The sequence below is a fragment of the Mycobacterium sp. NGS49 genome, from assembly GCF_059812565.1.
Genome location: NZ_JCALCX010000003.1, coordinates 234,820 through 251,114 on the forward strand (window position 1 = coordinate 234,820; position 16,295 = coordinate 251,114).

Annotated in this window: 12 protein-coding genes and 1 pseudogene; 5 read left to right on the forward strand and 8 right to left on the reverse strand. The window is 64.8% G+C overall.

Annotated features, from left to right (window positions below; translation table 11 throughout):
• The first annotated feature begins 129 nt into the window (after positions 1-129).
• Positions 130-1,683 carry a DHA2 family efflux MFS transporter permease subunit gene (locus tag AC5Y7D_RS04580; protein ID WP_499922095.1) on the forward strand — a complete coding sequence of 518 codons (1,554 nt, stop codon included), beginning with the start codon at positions 130-132 and terminating at the stop codon, positions 1,681-1,683.
• On the opposite strand, the gene AC5Y7D_RS04585 is transcribed toward AC5Y7D_RS04580, so the two are convergent.
• From AC5Y7D_RS04585 to AC5Y7D_RS04615, 7 genes are read right to left on the reverse strand one after another with little or no spacing between them, the layout of a single operon-like run.
• Positions 1,680-2,924, reverse strand: a complete 1,245-nt coding sequence (locus tag AC5Y7D_RS04585; RefSeq protein WP_499922097.1) for a cytochrome P450 — start codon at positions 2,922-2,924, stop codon at positions 1,680-1,682. The two genes, AC5Y7D_RS04580 and AC5Y7D_RS04585, sit on opposite strands and share 4 nt — an antisense overlap.
• A complete protein-coding gene (locus tag AC5Y7D_RS04590) occupies positions 2,908-4,293 on the reverse strand; it encodes an alkaline phosphatase family protein (protein ID WP_499922101.1) in 1,386 nt (461 codons plus the stop codon). Before AC5Y7D_RS04590 ends, AC5Y7D_RS04585 begins: the two co-directional genes overlap by 17 nt.
• Positions 4,290-5,417, reverse strand: a complete 1,128-nt coding sequence (gene eboE, locus AC5Y7D_RS04595) for a metabolite traffic protein EboE (protein WP_499922103.1) — start codon at positions 5,415-5,417, stop codon at positions 4,290-4,292. Before eboE ends, AC5Y7D_RS04590 begins: the two co-directional genes overlap by 4 nt.
• Positions 5,414-6,265 (reverse strand): TatD family hydrolase, encoded by an 852-nt coding sequence (locus AC5Y7D_RS04600; RefSeq protein WP_499922105.1) that lies wholly within the window; start codon positions 6,263-6,265, stop codon positions 5,414-5,416. Before AC5Y7D_RS04600 ends, eboE begins: the two co-directional genes overlap by 4 nt.
• Positions 6,262-7,686, reverse strand: a complete 1,425-nt coding sequence (locus tag AC5Y7D_RS04605) for a TIM barrel protein (protein WP_499922107.1) — start codon at positions 7,684-7,686, stop codon at positions 6,262-6,264. The genes AC5Y7D_RS04600 and AC5Y7D_RS04605 overlap by 4 nt, the downstream gene beginning before the upstream one ends.
• Complete coding sequence (locus AC5Y7D_RS04610) at positions 7,683-8,552, reverse strand: SCO3242 family prenyltransferase (protein WP_499922109.1); 870 nt, start codon at positions 8,550-8,552, stop codon at positions 7,683-7,685. The genes AC5Y7D_RS04605 and AC5Y7D_RS04610 overlap by 4 nt, the downstream gene beginning before the upstream one ends.
• Positions 8,549-9,775, reverse strand: coding sequence for an inositol-3-phosphate synthase (locus tag AC5Y7D_RS04615; protein ID WP_499922111.1), 1,227 nt, complete (start codon positions 9,773-9,775; stop codon positions 8,549-8,551). The genes AC5Y7D_RS04610 and AC5Y7D_RS04615 overlap by 4 nt, the downstream gene beginning before the upstream one ends.
• A gap of 953 nt (positions 9,776-10,728) precedes the next feature.
• Between AC5Y7D_RS04615 and AC5Y7D_RS04620 the strand changes: the two genes are divergently transcribed.
• From AC5Y7D_RS04620 to AC5Y7D_RS04635, 4 genes and pseudogenes are all read left to right on the forward strand, one after another.
• Positions 10,729-11,841 carry a PPE family protein gene (locus tag AC5Y7D_RS04620; RefSeq protein WP_499922182.1) on the forward strand — a complete coding sequence of 371 codons (1,113 nt, stop codon included), beginning with the start codon at positions 10,729-10,731 and terminating at the stop codon, positions 11,839-11,841.
• A gap of 34 nt (positions 11,842-11,875) precedes the next feature.
• Entirely contained in the window at positions 11,876-13,039 is a 1,164-nt protein-coding gene (locus AC5Y7D_RS04625) for a PPE family protein (protein ID WP_499922113.1), read from the forward strand.
• A 61-nt stretch (positions 13,040-13,100) separates the two neighbouring features.
• Positions 13,101-14,469 (forward strand): annotated as a pseudogene (locus tag AC5Y7D_RS04630) (amino acid permease); the annotation flags it as partial.
• 128 nt (positions 14,470-14,597) lie between these two features.
• On the forward strand, positions 14,598-15,350 hold the full coding sequence (locus AC5Y7D_RS04635; RefSeq protein WP_499922115.1) for an O-methyltransferase: 753 nt from the start codon (positions 14,598-14,600) through the stop codon (positions 15,348-15,350).
• A gap of 12 nt (positions 15,351-15,362) precedes the next feature.
• Here the strand turns inward: AC5Y7D_RS04635 and xerD are convergent, their stop codons facing one another.
• A complete protein-coding gene (gene xerD, locus AC5Y7D_RS04640; RefSeq protein WP_499922183.1) occupies positions 15,363-16,295 on the reverse strand; it encodes a site-specific tyrosine recombinase XerD in 933 nt (310 codons plus the stop codon).

The following is a 16,295-nucleotide window of genomic DNA, read 5'->3' on the forward strand; positions in this document are numbered from 1 at the left end:
GTCTAACGGCTTGCCTTGCCTGCGCCGGGAGACCCGCAGGCAACCGCCCAAGCTAGATGAATGCACCATCAGCGGGCGGGCGCTGTGCCAAGCTCTTGTCAAGCAATCCGCATCTGAGGAGCTGAGGGCATGGACGACACGGGCGCCGGCCAACTCAACGATTCCGGCCATCTCGACGCCCGGCTCCTCAAGATCGCCGGCGTGAGCGTACTGGGTTCGACGATGGCGATAGTCGACACCACGGTCGTCACCGTCGCGCAGCGCACCCTGGTCGCCACCTTCGACACCACTCAGGCCGTTGTCGCCTGGACGATGACCGGCTACACGCTCGCGCTGGCCGCGGTGATCCCGCTGGCGGGTTGGGCGGCGGACCGGTTCGGCACCAAACGCCTGTTCATCGGCTCAGTCCTGGCCTTCACCCTGGGCTCGCTGCTGTGCGCGGTGGCGCCCAATATTCACCTGCTCATCGCTTGCCGAGTCGTGCAGGGTCTCGGCGGCGGGATGCTGATGCCGTTGGTGCTCACCGTCCTGACCCGGGAGGCCGGGCCCAAGCGGATGGGGCGCGTGCTGGCGGTGCTGGGTATTCCAATGTTGCTCGGCCCGATTTTCGGGCCGGTTCTGGGCGGTTGGCTCATCGACAGCTTCGGCTGGCCGTGGATTTTCCTGATCAATCTGCCTATCGGTGTGGTTGCGGTGGTCCTGGCCGTAGTCGTGTTTGCGCCCGACCGTCCGGCACCCTCGGAGACGTTCGACTTCGTCGGCATGCTGCTGCTCTCGCCCGGCCTGGCGCTATTCCTGTATGGGGTCTCGGTTATTCCCGCTCGAAGTACGGTCTCCGATCCGCAGGTCTGGCTACCGGTGGCCATCGGCCTGACGCTGATCGCGGGGTTCGTCTTCCATGCCCGCTACCGGGCGGCTCATCCGCTGATCGATCTGGAACTGTTCACCAACCGCGTCGTCACACTGGCCAACACGGCGATGTTCTTCTTCGCCGCATCGTTTTTCGGCGCCGGTCTGCTCTTCCCGAGTTACTTTCAGGAGTTGCTGCACCAGACGCCGTTGCAGGCCGGACTGAGCATGGCGCCGCGCGGAATCGGAGCGATGATCACCATGCCGCTCGCGGGTTCGCTGTTGGACAAGAGTGGTCCCGGCAAGGTCCTGCTGGTAGGTATTTCGCTGATCGCGACGGGCATGGGCATCTTCGCCGTCGGTGTCGCCCTGCGGGCCGGTTACCTACCCATCCTGGTTTCGGGTCTTGTGATCATGGGTCTGGGAATGGGTGCCACGATGATGCCGCTCTCTGCGGCGGCGGTGCAGACCCTGGCCCCGCATCAGATCGCCCGCGGCTCGACACTGATCAACGTCAACCAGCAGGTGGCCGCCTCGGTGGGCACCGCGCTGATGTCGGTGATCCTGACTGGCCAATTCAACCGCAGCGAGCCGATCTCCGCCGCACACAAAGTAGCTGCCCTGCAAGAGGAATCCGCTCGGCGCGGAACACCGGTGGACCCTTCGACCCTCCCCAAGCAGGCACTCGACCCGGATTTTCCGGGCAACCTGCTGCGCGACCTGTCGCACGCCTACAGTGTCGTGTTCGTGGCGGCGGTAGCCCTGGTGGCGTTGACCTTCATCCCGGTGGCCTTGCTGCCGAAAAAGCCGGCCGGCCAGACGTCCGCGAATTAGCTTGATGCCCTGTCGAATTCGATGGGCAGGGTGATCGGTCCCGTCAGCGGGGTAAATGGCTTCCACGGCGCGGGTCCGGTGCGCCGCGGGTTGCGCATACGCCGTGTCATCACCATCAGCGCCTGAATGAGTTCGGCCCGGGCCAAGTGCGCGCCCAGGCAGTTGTGGGTGCCAAGACCGAATGCCAATGTCGGCGACGAATCTGCGCGGGTGATGTCGAGGCGCTCCGGATCGTTAAACACGTCGGGGTCGCGGTTGGCGGCGGCGATGTTGACGGCGACTTGGGTGCCGGCCGGAATGACCACGCCGGCGAGTTCGACGTCCTCGACGGCCTGCCTGACCAGGAAGATAACCGCCGGGGTATGCCGCATAATCTCTGTGACAGCCTTCGGCGCCAGCTCCGGGTGTTCGGCCAGTCGTGCCCATTGCTCCGGGTGATCGCAAAGCACCTGCACCGCTGCGGCCACCTGATGGCGGGTGGAGTCGGTCCCGGCTATCAATAGTGCCGACACCATCCTGCACACCTCGTCGTGGGTGAGGCGGTCGCCATTGTCCTCGGCGCGAAGCAATTCGGACACAAAGTCGTCGGTGAGGTTTCCGCGCCGCTGCTCGATCATGTCACCGATGTACGCATCGAGTTCGTCGTAGGCCTTCATGATGATGGCCTCGTTGCCAGCGGCATTCCAGGTGAACATCTTGAAGATGTCATCGGCCCAGTCCGAAAACAGCCGCCAATCCTGTACGGGGGCGCCCAGGAATGCGCAGATGACTGGACTCGGATAGAGCCGGGCGATGTCTTCGACGACATCACACCTGCCAACCGCGGTCAGCGGGTCTACGAGCGAGGTGATCACATCGGTGATCACCTCGCTCAGCCGCGCCGTAGAGCGTGGGCCGAACGCCGGGGAAGCCAGTCGGCGTAACCGATCGTGTTCGGCCCCGTCCAGGCTCGCGAGGTTAAAGCGGGACCTGTCCCACAACCGCCCCGAGGTAATGCCCTGGGCAGCAAGAAAGACCCCCTTCGGCACACAGAACCGGCGATCGGGCAGCACAATGCGCACCAGGTCGTAACTGATGATTTCCGGGCCGATCAGCCCCATGGCGATCGGACCCTGCTCACGGGCTTGCCGGATTAGCCGGTGCGCCTCCTCCGGACTTTCAGCGTCTTTGTAGGAGAGCGACGGCAGGTCGGCTTCAAACACGCTCGGGCACATGGAATTCACACTAACCTCGCGAGCCATGGGCATTGAGAACCAGGTCCCGTATCGTGGTGGCGGACATCGGCCCCGACGAGTCCGACAGCAGATCGGGCGACGAGGTGATAACCACCGGCGCGTCTTCCTCAGAATCCGGACGTCGCCCGTGGGTGCCGCCAACGGACGCGCCGTTGAGCGCTATGACGCCCATGGTGTACCGCAGCCCCACCGCCTTTTTCACCAGGGCCGCAGCAGCTTTGGCCTTCACCGCGCGGTCCGCGGGGTTCATCAGCAGCTCGGCCGGGTCATAGCCGGGCTTACGGTGAATATCCACGCACGGGGCGAACTCCGGGGCGCGGTCATCATCGAGCCAGTAGTAGTAGGTGAACCAGGCACCCGGCGCGGCGATCGCCACCAGCTCACCGGACCGGGGGTGATCAATCGACAAGCGTTGCTGCTTGTTTCGATCGAGCACCTCATCGACGCCGTCCAAACCGCTGACCAAACTGGCGACTCGGGCGATGTCCGAGTCATCGCTCACATAGATGTGCGCGGCTTGATGGTCGGCGACGGCGAACGCTCGGGATGTCCACGGGTCCAAGTACTCCCGGCCTTGCTGGGTGTACACGGCGAGGTAGCCTTCCCGCCGCAGTGCGCGGTTGATGTCCACCGGTTGGTGGGCCGGAGCGATCCCGTACTCGGAAACCACGATCGTCGTCATACCGTGCCCGGCGGCATAATCCAGCAAGGGGGCCAACGCTGTGTCGACGTCCGCAGCGGCCGCCACCGCCTGCGGCGAATGCGGTCCGTAGCGCTGAAAGTCGTAGTCCAGGTGCGGGATATACGTGGTGAGCAGGGTGGGCGAATAGCGGCGAAGTATCTCTATAGACGCGTCCACCAGCCACCGCGACGACGTGATGTTCGCGGTTGGACCCCAGTACTGGAATAGTGGAAACGTGCCCAGCTTCTCGGTCAAAATGTCATGTAGCTCTGACGGAATGACATAGCAGTCGGGCGATTTGCGTCCGTCTTGGTGGTAAACCGGCCGTGGTGTGACAATTACGTCATTGCTGGCGTTCATCGCGTACCACCACCCGACGTTCGCCGAGGTGTATCCGTCGAAACGGTCGGCCGCGGTCTCCCAGACCTTCTCCCCCGCCACCAGTTTGTTGCTTTGCCGCCAAAGCAGCACTTCCCCGAGATCGCGGAAATACCACCCGTTGCCCACGATTCCGTGCTGATTGGGCATCAGTCCAGTGACCATCGAGGACTGCACCGAGCAGGTGACGGCGGGAAAAACCGGGGCGAGCTGCCGGATGGCTCCCTGCGACGCCAGCGCCGACAGGTTGGGCATGTGCCGCAGCAGAGGTCGGGTCAGCCCGACAACGTTGACCAGCAGAACACGTCGCGTCATGCCGGATCCCGTGCCGCTAGCCGTTCCTCGAACCAGCAGATCTCGGCGGCCAGATCGTCGGCCATGCTGTCCATACGCAGCGACGAAGGCAGCACTTCCCACGTATAGGTCTCGATTTCGACGTCTACCGGCGCCGCGATCGTACCGTCGCGCAGCATGGTCATGACCTCGACGAGGATGTGCGCAGTATTGCTCAACGGTGCCGGCGGGCTGATGTGTAACGGCACGTGGTAGTGCACCCGGGCAGTTCCCGATGTCGGGGTGGACGGATCGGTCAGGTTCAGATCGTCCCGGAACCATCGGCGCCCGTCACCGTCGAAGCCGTTGACCTGGTGCAGATATGGCGAGTGCGGAAACAGCGCGAAGGCTTCGATGATGCCGTCGGCGGCCAGGTCGTGAATCTGAATAGCGTTGGAGGCCTGTATCTTCACTACTTCGACGCCCAAGTCGGCCAACCCCTTCACCACCTCGGCAGGGTTCTCGTACATCACGGCCAGGTGGCAGGCATCCAGGCACACGCCGATGTAAGCGAGGTCCAGCCCTCCAGCTTCCCGACCGAACCAGTCGATGGCATCGCCGCAAGATCCGATGACGCAGCCGGGTTCGGGTTCGATGGCCAATCTGATTCGTCGCCCGGTTCGTTCTTCGATACGGCGCAGTTCTTCGCTCAACGCAGCCAGATTGTGCCGCGCCCGGGCGGCGGAATCCTGGTCCCAGGGATCGGCCCAACCCAACGGCAATGTCGAGATGCTGCCGTGCTCGGAGTCGACCAAGAGCTCACTGAGGACTTCGGCACAGGCGGTGGTGTAGTCGAGCCGCTGCTGGGTTGCCCAATCGGGTTGGTAGACCGCATGCTTCACCACATCACCGTGGAAGTCACCGTAAGGGAAGGCGTTCATGGTCACCACGCACAGACCGTGCTCGGCCAGAATCGACGCCAAGCGCCGGCGCGCCCGGGGTTCGTCGGCCAACCGGGCCATGGTGTGCGCCGGCAGCCACAACCCGACGCCGAGGCGCTCGAGGCCGGCGCGTTCGCGGGCCGGCGCGAACACCGAACTCAGTCGCTGCTCGAGATCCTCCAGCGTGTCGGCAGCAACGACGTTGCTGCAGTAGGACAACGTCACAGCTTTTCCCCGCGGTTGATGGTATTTCCCGCGAACACCGCTTCCTGGTCGTCACTGAGCAGACGAAGTTGGCCGCTCTGATTGAAAAACTCCACCGGATTGCGCCACAGCACCCGATCGACGTCGTCGTCGGTGAACCCGGCGGCCAACATCGCCTGCGCCGTCTTGGCCGTCTTGAGCGGATCCGACCGGCCCCAATCCGCGGCGGAATTGACGATGATCCGTTCCAGCCCGAAGCGCTGCATCAAGGCGACCATCCGCGCTTCGTCCATCTTGGTATCGGGATAGATCGAGAACCCCATCCAGCAACCGCTGTCCCGAACGGGCTCGATGGTCACCTCATTCAGGTGGTCCAGCAACACCATCCCCGGGTCGATCCCCACCTTCTTCACCAAGTCGATGCTCGCCAGCGTCCCCCCGAGCTTGTCGCGATGGGGCGTATGCACGAGTGCGGGCAGCCCCCGTGCGGCGGCCATCTCCAATTGCGTCTCGAACACCGCTGTCTCCTCCGGTGTCATCGAGTCGTAGCCGATTTCGCCGACCGCGACAACACCGCTCTTGGAGAGGTAGCGCGGAATCTGCTCGAGCACACTTCGGCAGCGACTGTCGTTGGCTTCCTTGGGATTGAGGGCGATTGTGCAGTTGTGGGCGATCCCGAACTGCGAAGCGCGGTAGCGCTCCCAACCGATGAGGCTGTCGAAGTAGTCGATGAAGGACGCCGGGTCGGTGCGTGGTTGCCCCAACCAGAAAGCCGGTTCCACGATCGCCCGCACGCCCGCCGCGTACATCGCCTCGTAGTCGTCGGTGGTGCGCGACGACATGTGTATGTGCGGATCGAAGATCCTCACTCCGCAACCTCCATTCTGATGGCGGTCAGCTGTTTCAGCGTCTCGGCGTCGGATGGCACCGACCGTCCGGCAGCCTGCCGCTCTGCGATGTAATCGGTTGCCATTCTCCCTAATTCGGCATCGACGCGGGTGCGCAGGCCGTGCACCACGCGTAATGGCACGCCCATGAAGATCAGCTTCATCACACCGTGACGCCAGGTGTGCTGGTCCAAGAATCGCGAGCCGAATCCGCCGAGCGCCGCACCGACGAGGCGCGGATCGTTGCACCGCAACGCATCTGCGGCCAGCTCCACACCCGCCGCCGTCGTGACGGCGCCCAGCCTGTCATCCGGCGCCGCTGCCGACAACCCACGGAGCACGGCCAGGCGTTCGTCGGTGTCTCCCCAGCGGTAGAGCTTTTGCATGAGTGGACCCGCCGTCGCGTCGGGCGTATCAGCCAGCAACGCGGTGAGCAGGTGCTGCCGGGCCACCAAGGCCGCCTCGTCGCCGGCACCGGCAACACCGCGTTCGGCACCTGGAAACATCTCCAGGAGCTTGTCCGGATTCCTACTGATTTCCGCTGCGGCACCGGCGATCCACGAACGCGCGGCAGGTTTGAGGCGGGCCATCTTGATGGCCGACATGCTGCGGCGCATCACATTCGGCGCGTCATTGGAGTGCCGCGGCAATTCGACCGAGGCGATCCCGGTAAACCCGCTGCTGCTCAGCGCATCCAGCACCGCACCCAGATCCACGTTGCCGTGCCCGAATTCGAGATGCTCGTGTTTGTGTGGAGTCATGTCGTCGAGGTGGACATTGACGAGCTTTTCACCCAGTTCCACGATCGTCGGCGCGGCTCCGGACGGCTCAGTCATCACGCAGTGACCGACATCCAGCGTGATCCGCAGTGCCACCGGGTCGCCGAGTGCGTGGCATAGGTCGCGCGCTTGTGCCACGGTCTCGACGTACATGCCTGGCTCCGGCTCGAAACCCAGTGTGACGCTGTTGCGGTCGGCGTAGTCGACCAGTTCCGCCAGCCTGCCGATCAGCAGATCGCGGGTGGTCTGTGGGTCGGTGTGTCTGACCGCGTAACCCGACCAGAGTGAGACACAGGTCGCCCCCAGGTCCGCGGCGATATCGATTGCCCTGCGCATGAACTCGATGCGTGGTTGGGCGGCGATGTCGACCAGGGACGGCTTGTGCTTGTTATGGGGGTCAAGGAGGTAACGCGCACCCGTTTCGATTGCCAGCTGCAACCCGTGCTTGTCCAGCATTGCACGCAGTGCGCCGAGTTGGGCCCCAAGATCGGTATCGAAGGGACGTACGTGGGGATAACCGACGGTGAGCGCGACCGCGGTGTACCCGTGGTCAGCGACGAGCGCGAGCGCGTCCGCGAGTGGGTGGTCCGCCAGGCTGTTCGTGTTGTAGCCGATGTGCATCATGTCACCTCCGTCGGTATGGGCGCAGACACCCTGAGCCGCAGAGCGATTGCCAGCGCACACAGTGCGAGCAACGTCCCGGGCCGCGGCGAACGTGCCGCCAGGATTGTCTGCACGCCGATCATCGAGGCGATACCGCCGCGCACCGCACCGCGGATCACCTGTGCGGAGGGTTGCTGCCATGCTCGCCACAGACCAGGCCCAAACGACCACGCGTACAGAGCAACTCCCGGCAGCGCCCGATACCCGTGCGACGAACCGGCGGTGGCGGTGGCGGTCACTGCGGCGATGGCGACAGCCCCGCCCAATCCCGCAACCTGCACCGGGAGCTTGCGATCGGAGCCCGAGACCTCGCTGCGTGACAGCACCGTGACGGCGGTCGTGTGCAATCCGACCACCAACGCCGGTGACAGCGCGGACCCGTAGTCGGGCGCGGCGCCGAGCATGACGTCGAAGAACCGGCAACCCGACATGACCAGCGGCCCGGCGAACGTGTCCTTGGCGATCAGGTCATATACGGTGACACAGAGAGCAATTCGACTTGCGGCGGCCAGGCCGTGGCGTCCCCCGACCGCCGTCGCGGTGGCTGTTCCCGCCGCTGCCAGCGCCGTCGCGAGCGACAACGCTGTCCAGGGCGATACTGCGCCCGAAGGGATCGGCCTCTCCGGGCGTTCGAGTGCATCGCGCTCGCGATCAGCCCAGTCGTTGAGCACCATCCCGCTCCAGTACAACAGAGCAGAAGCCAGCGGCAGCGCATACCGCCGGCCCGTCAGTGGGCGTCCGGACCAGATGGCGCCCACGGCGGTGTCGCCGAGAACGGTTAGCGCAGCGGGCGCCCGCATCAGATCCAGGAACGGCTTGACCTTCACAGGTCGGCCGACGACGGCGCCGACAACGACTTGGCCCAGCGCAGCAGTGCATCGTATTGCGCTGCGAGCGAATGCGTTGAGCCGCCCCAGGGTTCCTTGAAGAAGTAGCCCAGTTCTCCGACCACGCCCCGCCTCCCGCGCATCCGCGCCGCGGCCAACAGCCTCGCGACGTCGAGAACCAGCGGAGCGGCCAGCGCGGAATCCGGTGCAGACCATGTTGTTTGCAGGGTGATCTGGCCGCCGAGGAACCCCGTGGCATGGATGTAATCCCAGGCGACCTTGGTTTCGCCGAGGTCTGGCACGTAGTCGATGTGCAGCGGAGCGCTCACCCCGCCGCCGAGCAGTTGTTGAATGCCCCGCTGCTTGCTGGCGAGCTTTGATTGTGCCGCAACAGGATCAGCCAGCGTCGCCCCGTCGCCGCCACCCAGCAGGTTGGTGCCGGCCCAGGAATGCACCGTCATCGCGCGGCTGGCGAACATCGGCGCCAGTACACTGCGCAACAGGGTTTGGCCGGTCTTGGCGTCCTGTCCCGCATAGAGAATGCCGGCCTCGTCGGCCAGGATCCGCAAGGCGGGTATACCCAGCGTGGGTGACGGGGTGAAGCAGGAATACGCGGCAGCATTGTTGATCGCGGCAAGCGTCGTCAGCGCGCTCGCCGGCAGCACGATTCGGTTCCGGTCCCCCAGTGCGGCCATCAGCAGATCAGGGTCGTGATACTCGGGCAGGTCCGCGACGGGCGGCTGGGTAGAGGCGACATCGATGACGATCAGGACATCGAGCGAGTTGCGCGAGACGAACAAAGCCATCGCGTCACTCAGGCGCTCGACCAGTTCGGCTTGGGTGGCAGCACCGGCAGTGGATGGATCCGAGGTCGCCATACAGGACGGGCCGACGATCTCGTCTTCGGTGGTCGCCAATCGATCCGCCACCGCGTCGACCACGCCGGGCGGTAGAAGTCCCGCCTCGACCAGGGTCTCTGCCCGTTTGGCCAGCGGAGTCGTGGAGACGTCGCGGCCGGCCACCACGAAATCGGAATAGCCCGGCAGCTTCACATCCGCGAAGTCCTCAGTTGCGGTGACGCACCCGGTCTCAGCAATCAAACCGGCGGACAGGGCATAGAGGCCGACGATCGATGTGGTCGCCACCGAACCGCGGGCTCCCGTGAGCCACAGTCCGCAGCGCGGATCAGCCCCCGACCCCCCGGTGTTGCGGTCGTGGCTCATCGCGCGTTCCCCGATTGCAAAGTCCTGGATGTTCGGCGTGTCGAACAACTGCTAAGCAAGCGATGCTAGCCCCGTGGCGGACTTTGGGTCTAGTAGGAAGCTTGCTGATCAGCCGGCCGCGGGGAAGGTCGGTGGCGCCGCACGCCGCCGGCGTTGCGGACGGGCGGAATATTGGTATCCGTGTCACCGCCGGGGCGAGTTTGTTCTGCAATGACGACCTACCCGTTTTTTTCCCAATCTCTCGATGCTGCAAAGTCTTTCGAACCCCGCTCATTCGTTGGCCACGCTCCGGCCGTCCACCCATGGTGCAGCCGGCAGTGCGGCGGGCACCGTGCGACCCACCCCGTCCAGTGCACCGGAGCCTGGGGCCAAAGCTGTCTCGCAACCGGCCCAGGAACCTGGGCTGGGGGCGGAATCCGCACGCTGGGATAAGGCGCGACGGCCTGTCCCACGAGTCGGGCGCAGCGTCGACCCACCCATGGCAGGTTTGCGAGAAATAGAACAGCATTCGACTTTCCGGGGCTTGGCGCAACTCCGGACGGTGGGGGCGTCGTTTGTTACGCCGCATTAAGTGTCCGCTGATTTTATCTCGATGAGGGTTCTCTACCTGCGGGTTTGACGAATTCCATGCCAGACCGACTGGCGGTGAGCATCCTCCCCGGTGAGGATTAATGCACTTGGCAACTATTGCAAGCACATTGTTTGCTGTCAGACAGAGCTGTCACGGCATACCTCGCCACTCCAACGAACCAGGCGGTGTCAGTGACTGTCCGTCACCCAACCCACAGAATCGATACGCGCAGCATGGCCTCGTCTCGATCTACCTGGCTCAAGCACGTGGCTGCTCAGGAGATGGGCCAGTAGCCATGTCCGGCGGGCTGACTTCGTCTCTTAACTGGAGCGCGTTCACGCCCAGCAACTTCAGCTTGTGCCCAGTACCGGACTTCGCAGCGTTGCCTCCCGAGATCAATTCGGGCCGTATGTACAGCGGCCCCGGATCGGGATCCCTGCTAGCAGCCGCAGCCGCCTGGGACGGTCTGGCGGAGGAACTCCAGTTAGCCGCGACTGGCACCGGTGGGGTGATCTCCGAGCTGACAACCCTGTGGTGGCAGGGCCCGGTCGCGGAATCGATGGCGGCCGCAATGCTGCCGTTTGTCACTTGGTTAAGTGAAACCGCACTGCTTGCAGGGCAAGTCGCAACAAAGTGCAAGGCTGCCGCAGCCGCCTACGAACTGGCCTTTGCGCTGACCGTGCCCCCGCAGGTGGTCGCGGCCAACCGGACCTTGCTCATGACCTTGATCTCCACCAATTGGTTCGGGCAGAACACGCCGGCGATCGCGACCGCCGAGTGCCATTACTCCGAGATGTGGGTCCAAGACGCCGTCGCCATGGCCGAATACGCCAACTCCGCGGCAGCCGCCTCGATATTGACTCCGTTCGCACCGCCGCCGGAGACCACCAACCCCGCCGGCCTGGCGGATCAGGCGGTCGCGACGGCCCACGCTGCCGCGACCACCGCACACCTGGTTGGCACAACGGCGGTGGTGTCGCTGCTGCAGCACCACGCCTCGATCGCGGCATTCCCCTGGAACACAGCTCTCAAATACTGGACCGAGTTCCTTAATGCCGTGGCCACCACCGAGGCTTTCGTCTACGACACCGGAGGGTTCACGCTGATGGACCTCCAGGTGTTGGGCGTGTTGTTGTCGGCCAATCGCACCGCGCCCACCGGTGTGGCCGCTGCAGCGGCGGATGCGGCCGGTGCCGCTATGGGGTCGGGCTGGTTGCAGCCCGGTGCTGGACCGATCGCCGCGGCAGTGGGTCTGGCCGACAAGATCGGACCAATGTCAGTGCCGCCGGACTGGGCCGTGTCGCCCACCACGCCAGGCGCGCAAACAGTGGGGATATCGGCTCCCAGTGCTCGCGCCGCCGCCACCCGGGCAGCTGAAATGTCTGGCCTACTCCAGGGCCTGTCACCACGGCGGGCGGGAGAGACCGGCGGCAACTTCGGACGCCGATACGGATCAAAAGTCCGTGTCGTCTGCCGCCCACCGAGCGCGGGATAGCCCGAGCGCCCAGAGTTACAGAGAGGAACACGACGTGGATTTCGGAGCCTTGCCACCGGAGGTCAACTCCGAGCGCATGTACGCCGGCCCCGGTTCAGCGCCGATGATGGCTGCCGCGGCGGCCTGGAGCGGATTAGCTTCGGAGTTGAACTCGGCTGCCCAAGGTTACTGGGAAGTCATCACAACACTGCATTCCGAAGAATGGCTGGGGCCAGCCTCGGTCGCAATGGCCGAAGCGGTCACACCGTATGTTGCGTGGATGCGCGCCACCGCGGAACGAGCCGAGCGAACCGCCAGTCAAGCGCGCGCAGCCGCCGCCGCCTTCGAGGCGGCGTTCGCCGGCGTGGTACCGCCACCACTGATCGCCGCTAACCGCGCACAAATTGCATCGTTGACTGCGAAAAACGTGTATGGGCAATACAATGCCGCAATCGCAGCTCTTGAAGCCGAATACGCCGAGATGTGGGCTCAAGACGCCAGAACCATGTACAGCTATGCGGGTTCCTCAGCCAGCGCCGCACAGGTGACGCCCTTCGCCCCGCCGCCGGACACCACGTCATCGGAGTCCACCCAGTCCGGCGCGGTAGCAAGAGCCGCCGCCGGCCAGGCCGGCACGGCGCAGAGCACACTCTCCGAAGTGGTCTCGCATCTGCCGAACTCGCTGCTGAGCCTCACTTTGCCCGCATCAGCACTGTCGCAGGCCGCAGCTTCAACGACTCCGGGTTGGCTCGAGTGGTTGATCCAGTGGTATCTGCCGATCTCACAGCTCATTTACAACACCACAGGTTTGCCGTACTTCGGCATTGGTATCACCAGCAGTCTCGCCTCCACGGTCAGTGCGCTGGGAATTGTCGGGCCGGCAGCCGCCAAGGCCGCGGCCGGGGTGGCTGCCGCCGCAGGTGCCGCTCCCGCAGCAGTCGCCGGCGCTGCGCCGATAGCAGCCAGCGTGGGCAACGCAGCCTCCGCCGGCGCCCTTTCGGTTCCCCCCTCCTGGGCGCCGGAACCGGGCCTGGCCTCGGCCGCGCCGTTGAAGGCCCTGCCGCTGACAAGCGACATCGTCAATCCGCCGGAGGTGGGAGCGCCAGGAAACCTACTGGGAGGCGTACCATTGGCCGGCACCGGCGCTGCCTCGGCCGGTTCGGGCCCCCGCTACGGATTCCGCCCCACTGTGATGGCCAAACCCCCGTTTGCCGGCTGATGCGCGGCAGCCCCCGTCGCGACCGTCCACCCGCTGAGGGCGCAGGTACGTACCAAAGGAAGGCGCTGTCGCCGACCCCGCCGACTCAGTCGCAGCTGCACCGTGGTCTTTCCAGCCGTCATATCCAGTTGATCGCTATCGGAGGTGCGATCGGCACCGGGCTGTTCATGGGGTCTGGACGCACGATCGCCCTCGCCGGCCCGGCGGTCGTGGTGGTGTACGCGATCATCGGGCTGTTCGTCTTTTTCGTGCTCCGCGCGATGGGTGAGTTGCTGCTGTCGAACCTCAACTACAAATCGTTCGTCGACTTCGCAGCCGATCTTCTGGGGCCGGCAGCGGCCTTTTACGTGGGGTGGTCGTACTGGTTCGCATGGGTCGTCACCGGCATCGCAGACCTCGTCGCGATCACCGGCTATGCCAAGTTCTGGTGGCCTGACTCACCCGCGTGGTTACCGGCGCTGGTCACGGTTGCTCTAATCCTCATGGTCAACCTGTTCAGCGTCGCCAACTTCGGCGAGACAGAGTTCTGGCTCGCCCTGATCAAGGTCGCCGCGATACTGGGCCTCATCGTCGCCGGTGCGTTCCTGGTGGTGACCGATTTCGTTTCCCCGCAGGGCGACCGGGCGACAATCGCTAACCTCTGGAACGACGGCGGGTTGTTCCCCCGAGGATTCATGGGGGTAGCCAGTGGCTTCCAGATCGCGTTCTTCGCATACATCGGCGTCGAACTCGTCGGCGCCGCCGCGGCCGAAACATCCGACCCACGCCACACTCTCCCCCGCGCGATCAATGCCGTTCCGCTGCGCGTGGCGATCTTCTATCTCGGTGCGCTGGTGGCAATCCTGGCGGTTGTACCGTGGCGGCGTTTTGCCGGCGGCGATTCCCCGTTTGTCACGATGTTCTCCCTGGCAGGTCTCGCCGCTGCCGCATCGGTCGTCAACTTCGTGGTGACCACCGCAGCCGCCTCCTCTGCAAACTCGGGCGTGTTCTCCAACGGCCGAATGCTTTTCGGCCTCGCCGATGAAGGCAGCGCCCCATCAATCTTCCGGCGTCTCAACCGCTGGGGCGTCCCCGCACACGCAATTCTGTGCACGGTGCCGCTGCTATTGACCTCCATCCCGCTGCTCTACGCGGGCGGTTCGGTGATAGGCGCCTTCACCCTGATCACCACGGTTGCGTCTCTGCTCTTCATGTTCGTGTGGACGATGATCATCCTCAGCTACCTCGTCTACCGCCGTCAGCACCCGCAGCGTCACCGTGACTCGATCTACAAGATGCCCGGCGGCGTGCGAATGTGCTGGGCCGTTCTCGTCTTCTTTGCCTTCCTGATCTGGACACTGACCACAAAAACAGAAACCTCGATGGCACTTGCGTTGGTCCCAGTATGGTTCGTCGTCCTCACCGTGGGCTGGCTGATCGTTCGGCGCCGGCCAGCCGCGGCGGACCGCGAGCCGTACCAACAACCGCCAGTGACACTGCCTCAAGAACCCAGCTGATGCGATGTCGTTCGTGAGCCTGCACCGCCAAGCCTGGAAAATTGCTGCGTAAGCTGAAGCCGATGAGCCTCAGAGCACGCTTCGCCCCGCTGCGGTGGTCCGTCTGGCGCATGGCGCCGGGAATCCTCAACATGAGCCGGACCGGTCAGATCGGCGACGGCCGGGAAGCGGCCGCCGTCGATTATGTTCTCCGGCATGCCAAAGCCGGCGATATCGACGACGTGCTGGCCACCATCGACCGGTTCGCCTACGAGAAGTCGATGTTGATCAACGTCGGAGACGAGAAGGGGCAACTGCTCGACGCCGCCGTACGACGCGCCGATCCCTCGTTGGCTCTGGAGCTCGGCACCTACGTCGGATACGGCGCGCTGCGCATCGCGCGGGCGGCACCCCAGGCCACCGTCTATTCGGTGGAGCTTGCCGAGGCCAATGCCGTCAACGCCCGGCGGATCTGGGCGCACGCCGGGGTTGCCGGCCGGGTGATCTGTGTGGTGGGCACGATCGGCGACGGCGGACGCACCTTGGAAACGCTGGCCAGTCAGCACGGATTCGGCTCGGGCCGTTTGGATTTCGTTTTCATCGACCACGACAAGAATGCCTATCTGGACGATCTGCACAGCATCCTTGGCCGCGGTTGGTTGCATCCCGGCTCGATAGTGGTGGCCGACAACGTCAGGGTGCCGGGGGCACCCAAGTACCGCGCGTACATGCGCGAGCAGCAGGACGTGTCGTGGCGAACCGTCGAGCACAAGACGCATCTCGAATACCAGTCCATGGTGCCGGACCTGGTGCTCGAGTCCGAGTACCTGGGCTAGGCGTTCGGCAAGTCAGGTGGCCCGCGGATGGGCCCCGGCCCACACCTCGCGCAGTGCGTTGACGGTGACCAGGGTGTAGATCTGTGTCGTGGTCACCGAGGCGTGGCCCAGTAACTCCTGCACCACCCGCACGTCAGCGCCGCCCTCCAAGAGGTGCGTGGCGAAGGAGTGCCGGAGCATGTGCGGTGACACACCCGAGGTGATGCCGGCACGTTCGGCCGCATCCTGCAATACCTGCCATGCACTCTGCCGCGACAACCGACCGCCCCGGGCGTTGAGGAAAATGGCCGGCGTACCGCGCCCCCGGCGGGCCAGATCCGGGCGGCCGCGCACCAGGTAGGCGTCCAGCGCGTGTACCGCCGGACGGCCCACGGGCACCAATCGCTGTTTCCCGCCCTTGCCGCGCAACAACACCGACCTAGCGTGCGTGTCGATGTCGTCGACGTCGAGGCCGACGGCTTCGGAGATCCGCGACCCGGTGGAATACAGCAGCTCCAGCAGCGCACGGTTACGTAACGTCAACGGGCCATCCGAGGCGTCTTCGCCACCGGCGGCTTCCAGCAGCGCCAGCACCTGGTCGACAGTCAGGCTCTTGGGCAACCGGCGGCCCGGCGTCGGCGGACGGACCGCCCGCGCCACATCCAACTCGGCCAGCCCCTCCGCGGCGGCGAATCGATGCAGTCCACGCACCGCGATCAGGGCCCGCGCCGCCGACACCGCGGACAGCGCCAAGGCACCGGATTCCGGGTCACCTCGGCGTAGCGCCACCAGGAACTCGCTGACATCGTCTTCACCGACCTTCGCCAGGTCGTGAATTCCTCTGTCTGCCAGGTGCTTTGAGTAGCGGCGCAAGTCGCGTCGATAGGAACTCAGGGTGTTGGCCGCCACACCGCGCTCGATCGTCAGATGGTCGAGATAACCCTGCAGCTGAGCGTCGAGCGTCAA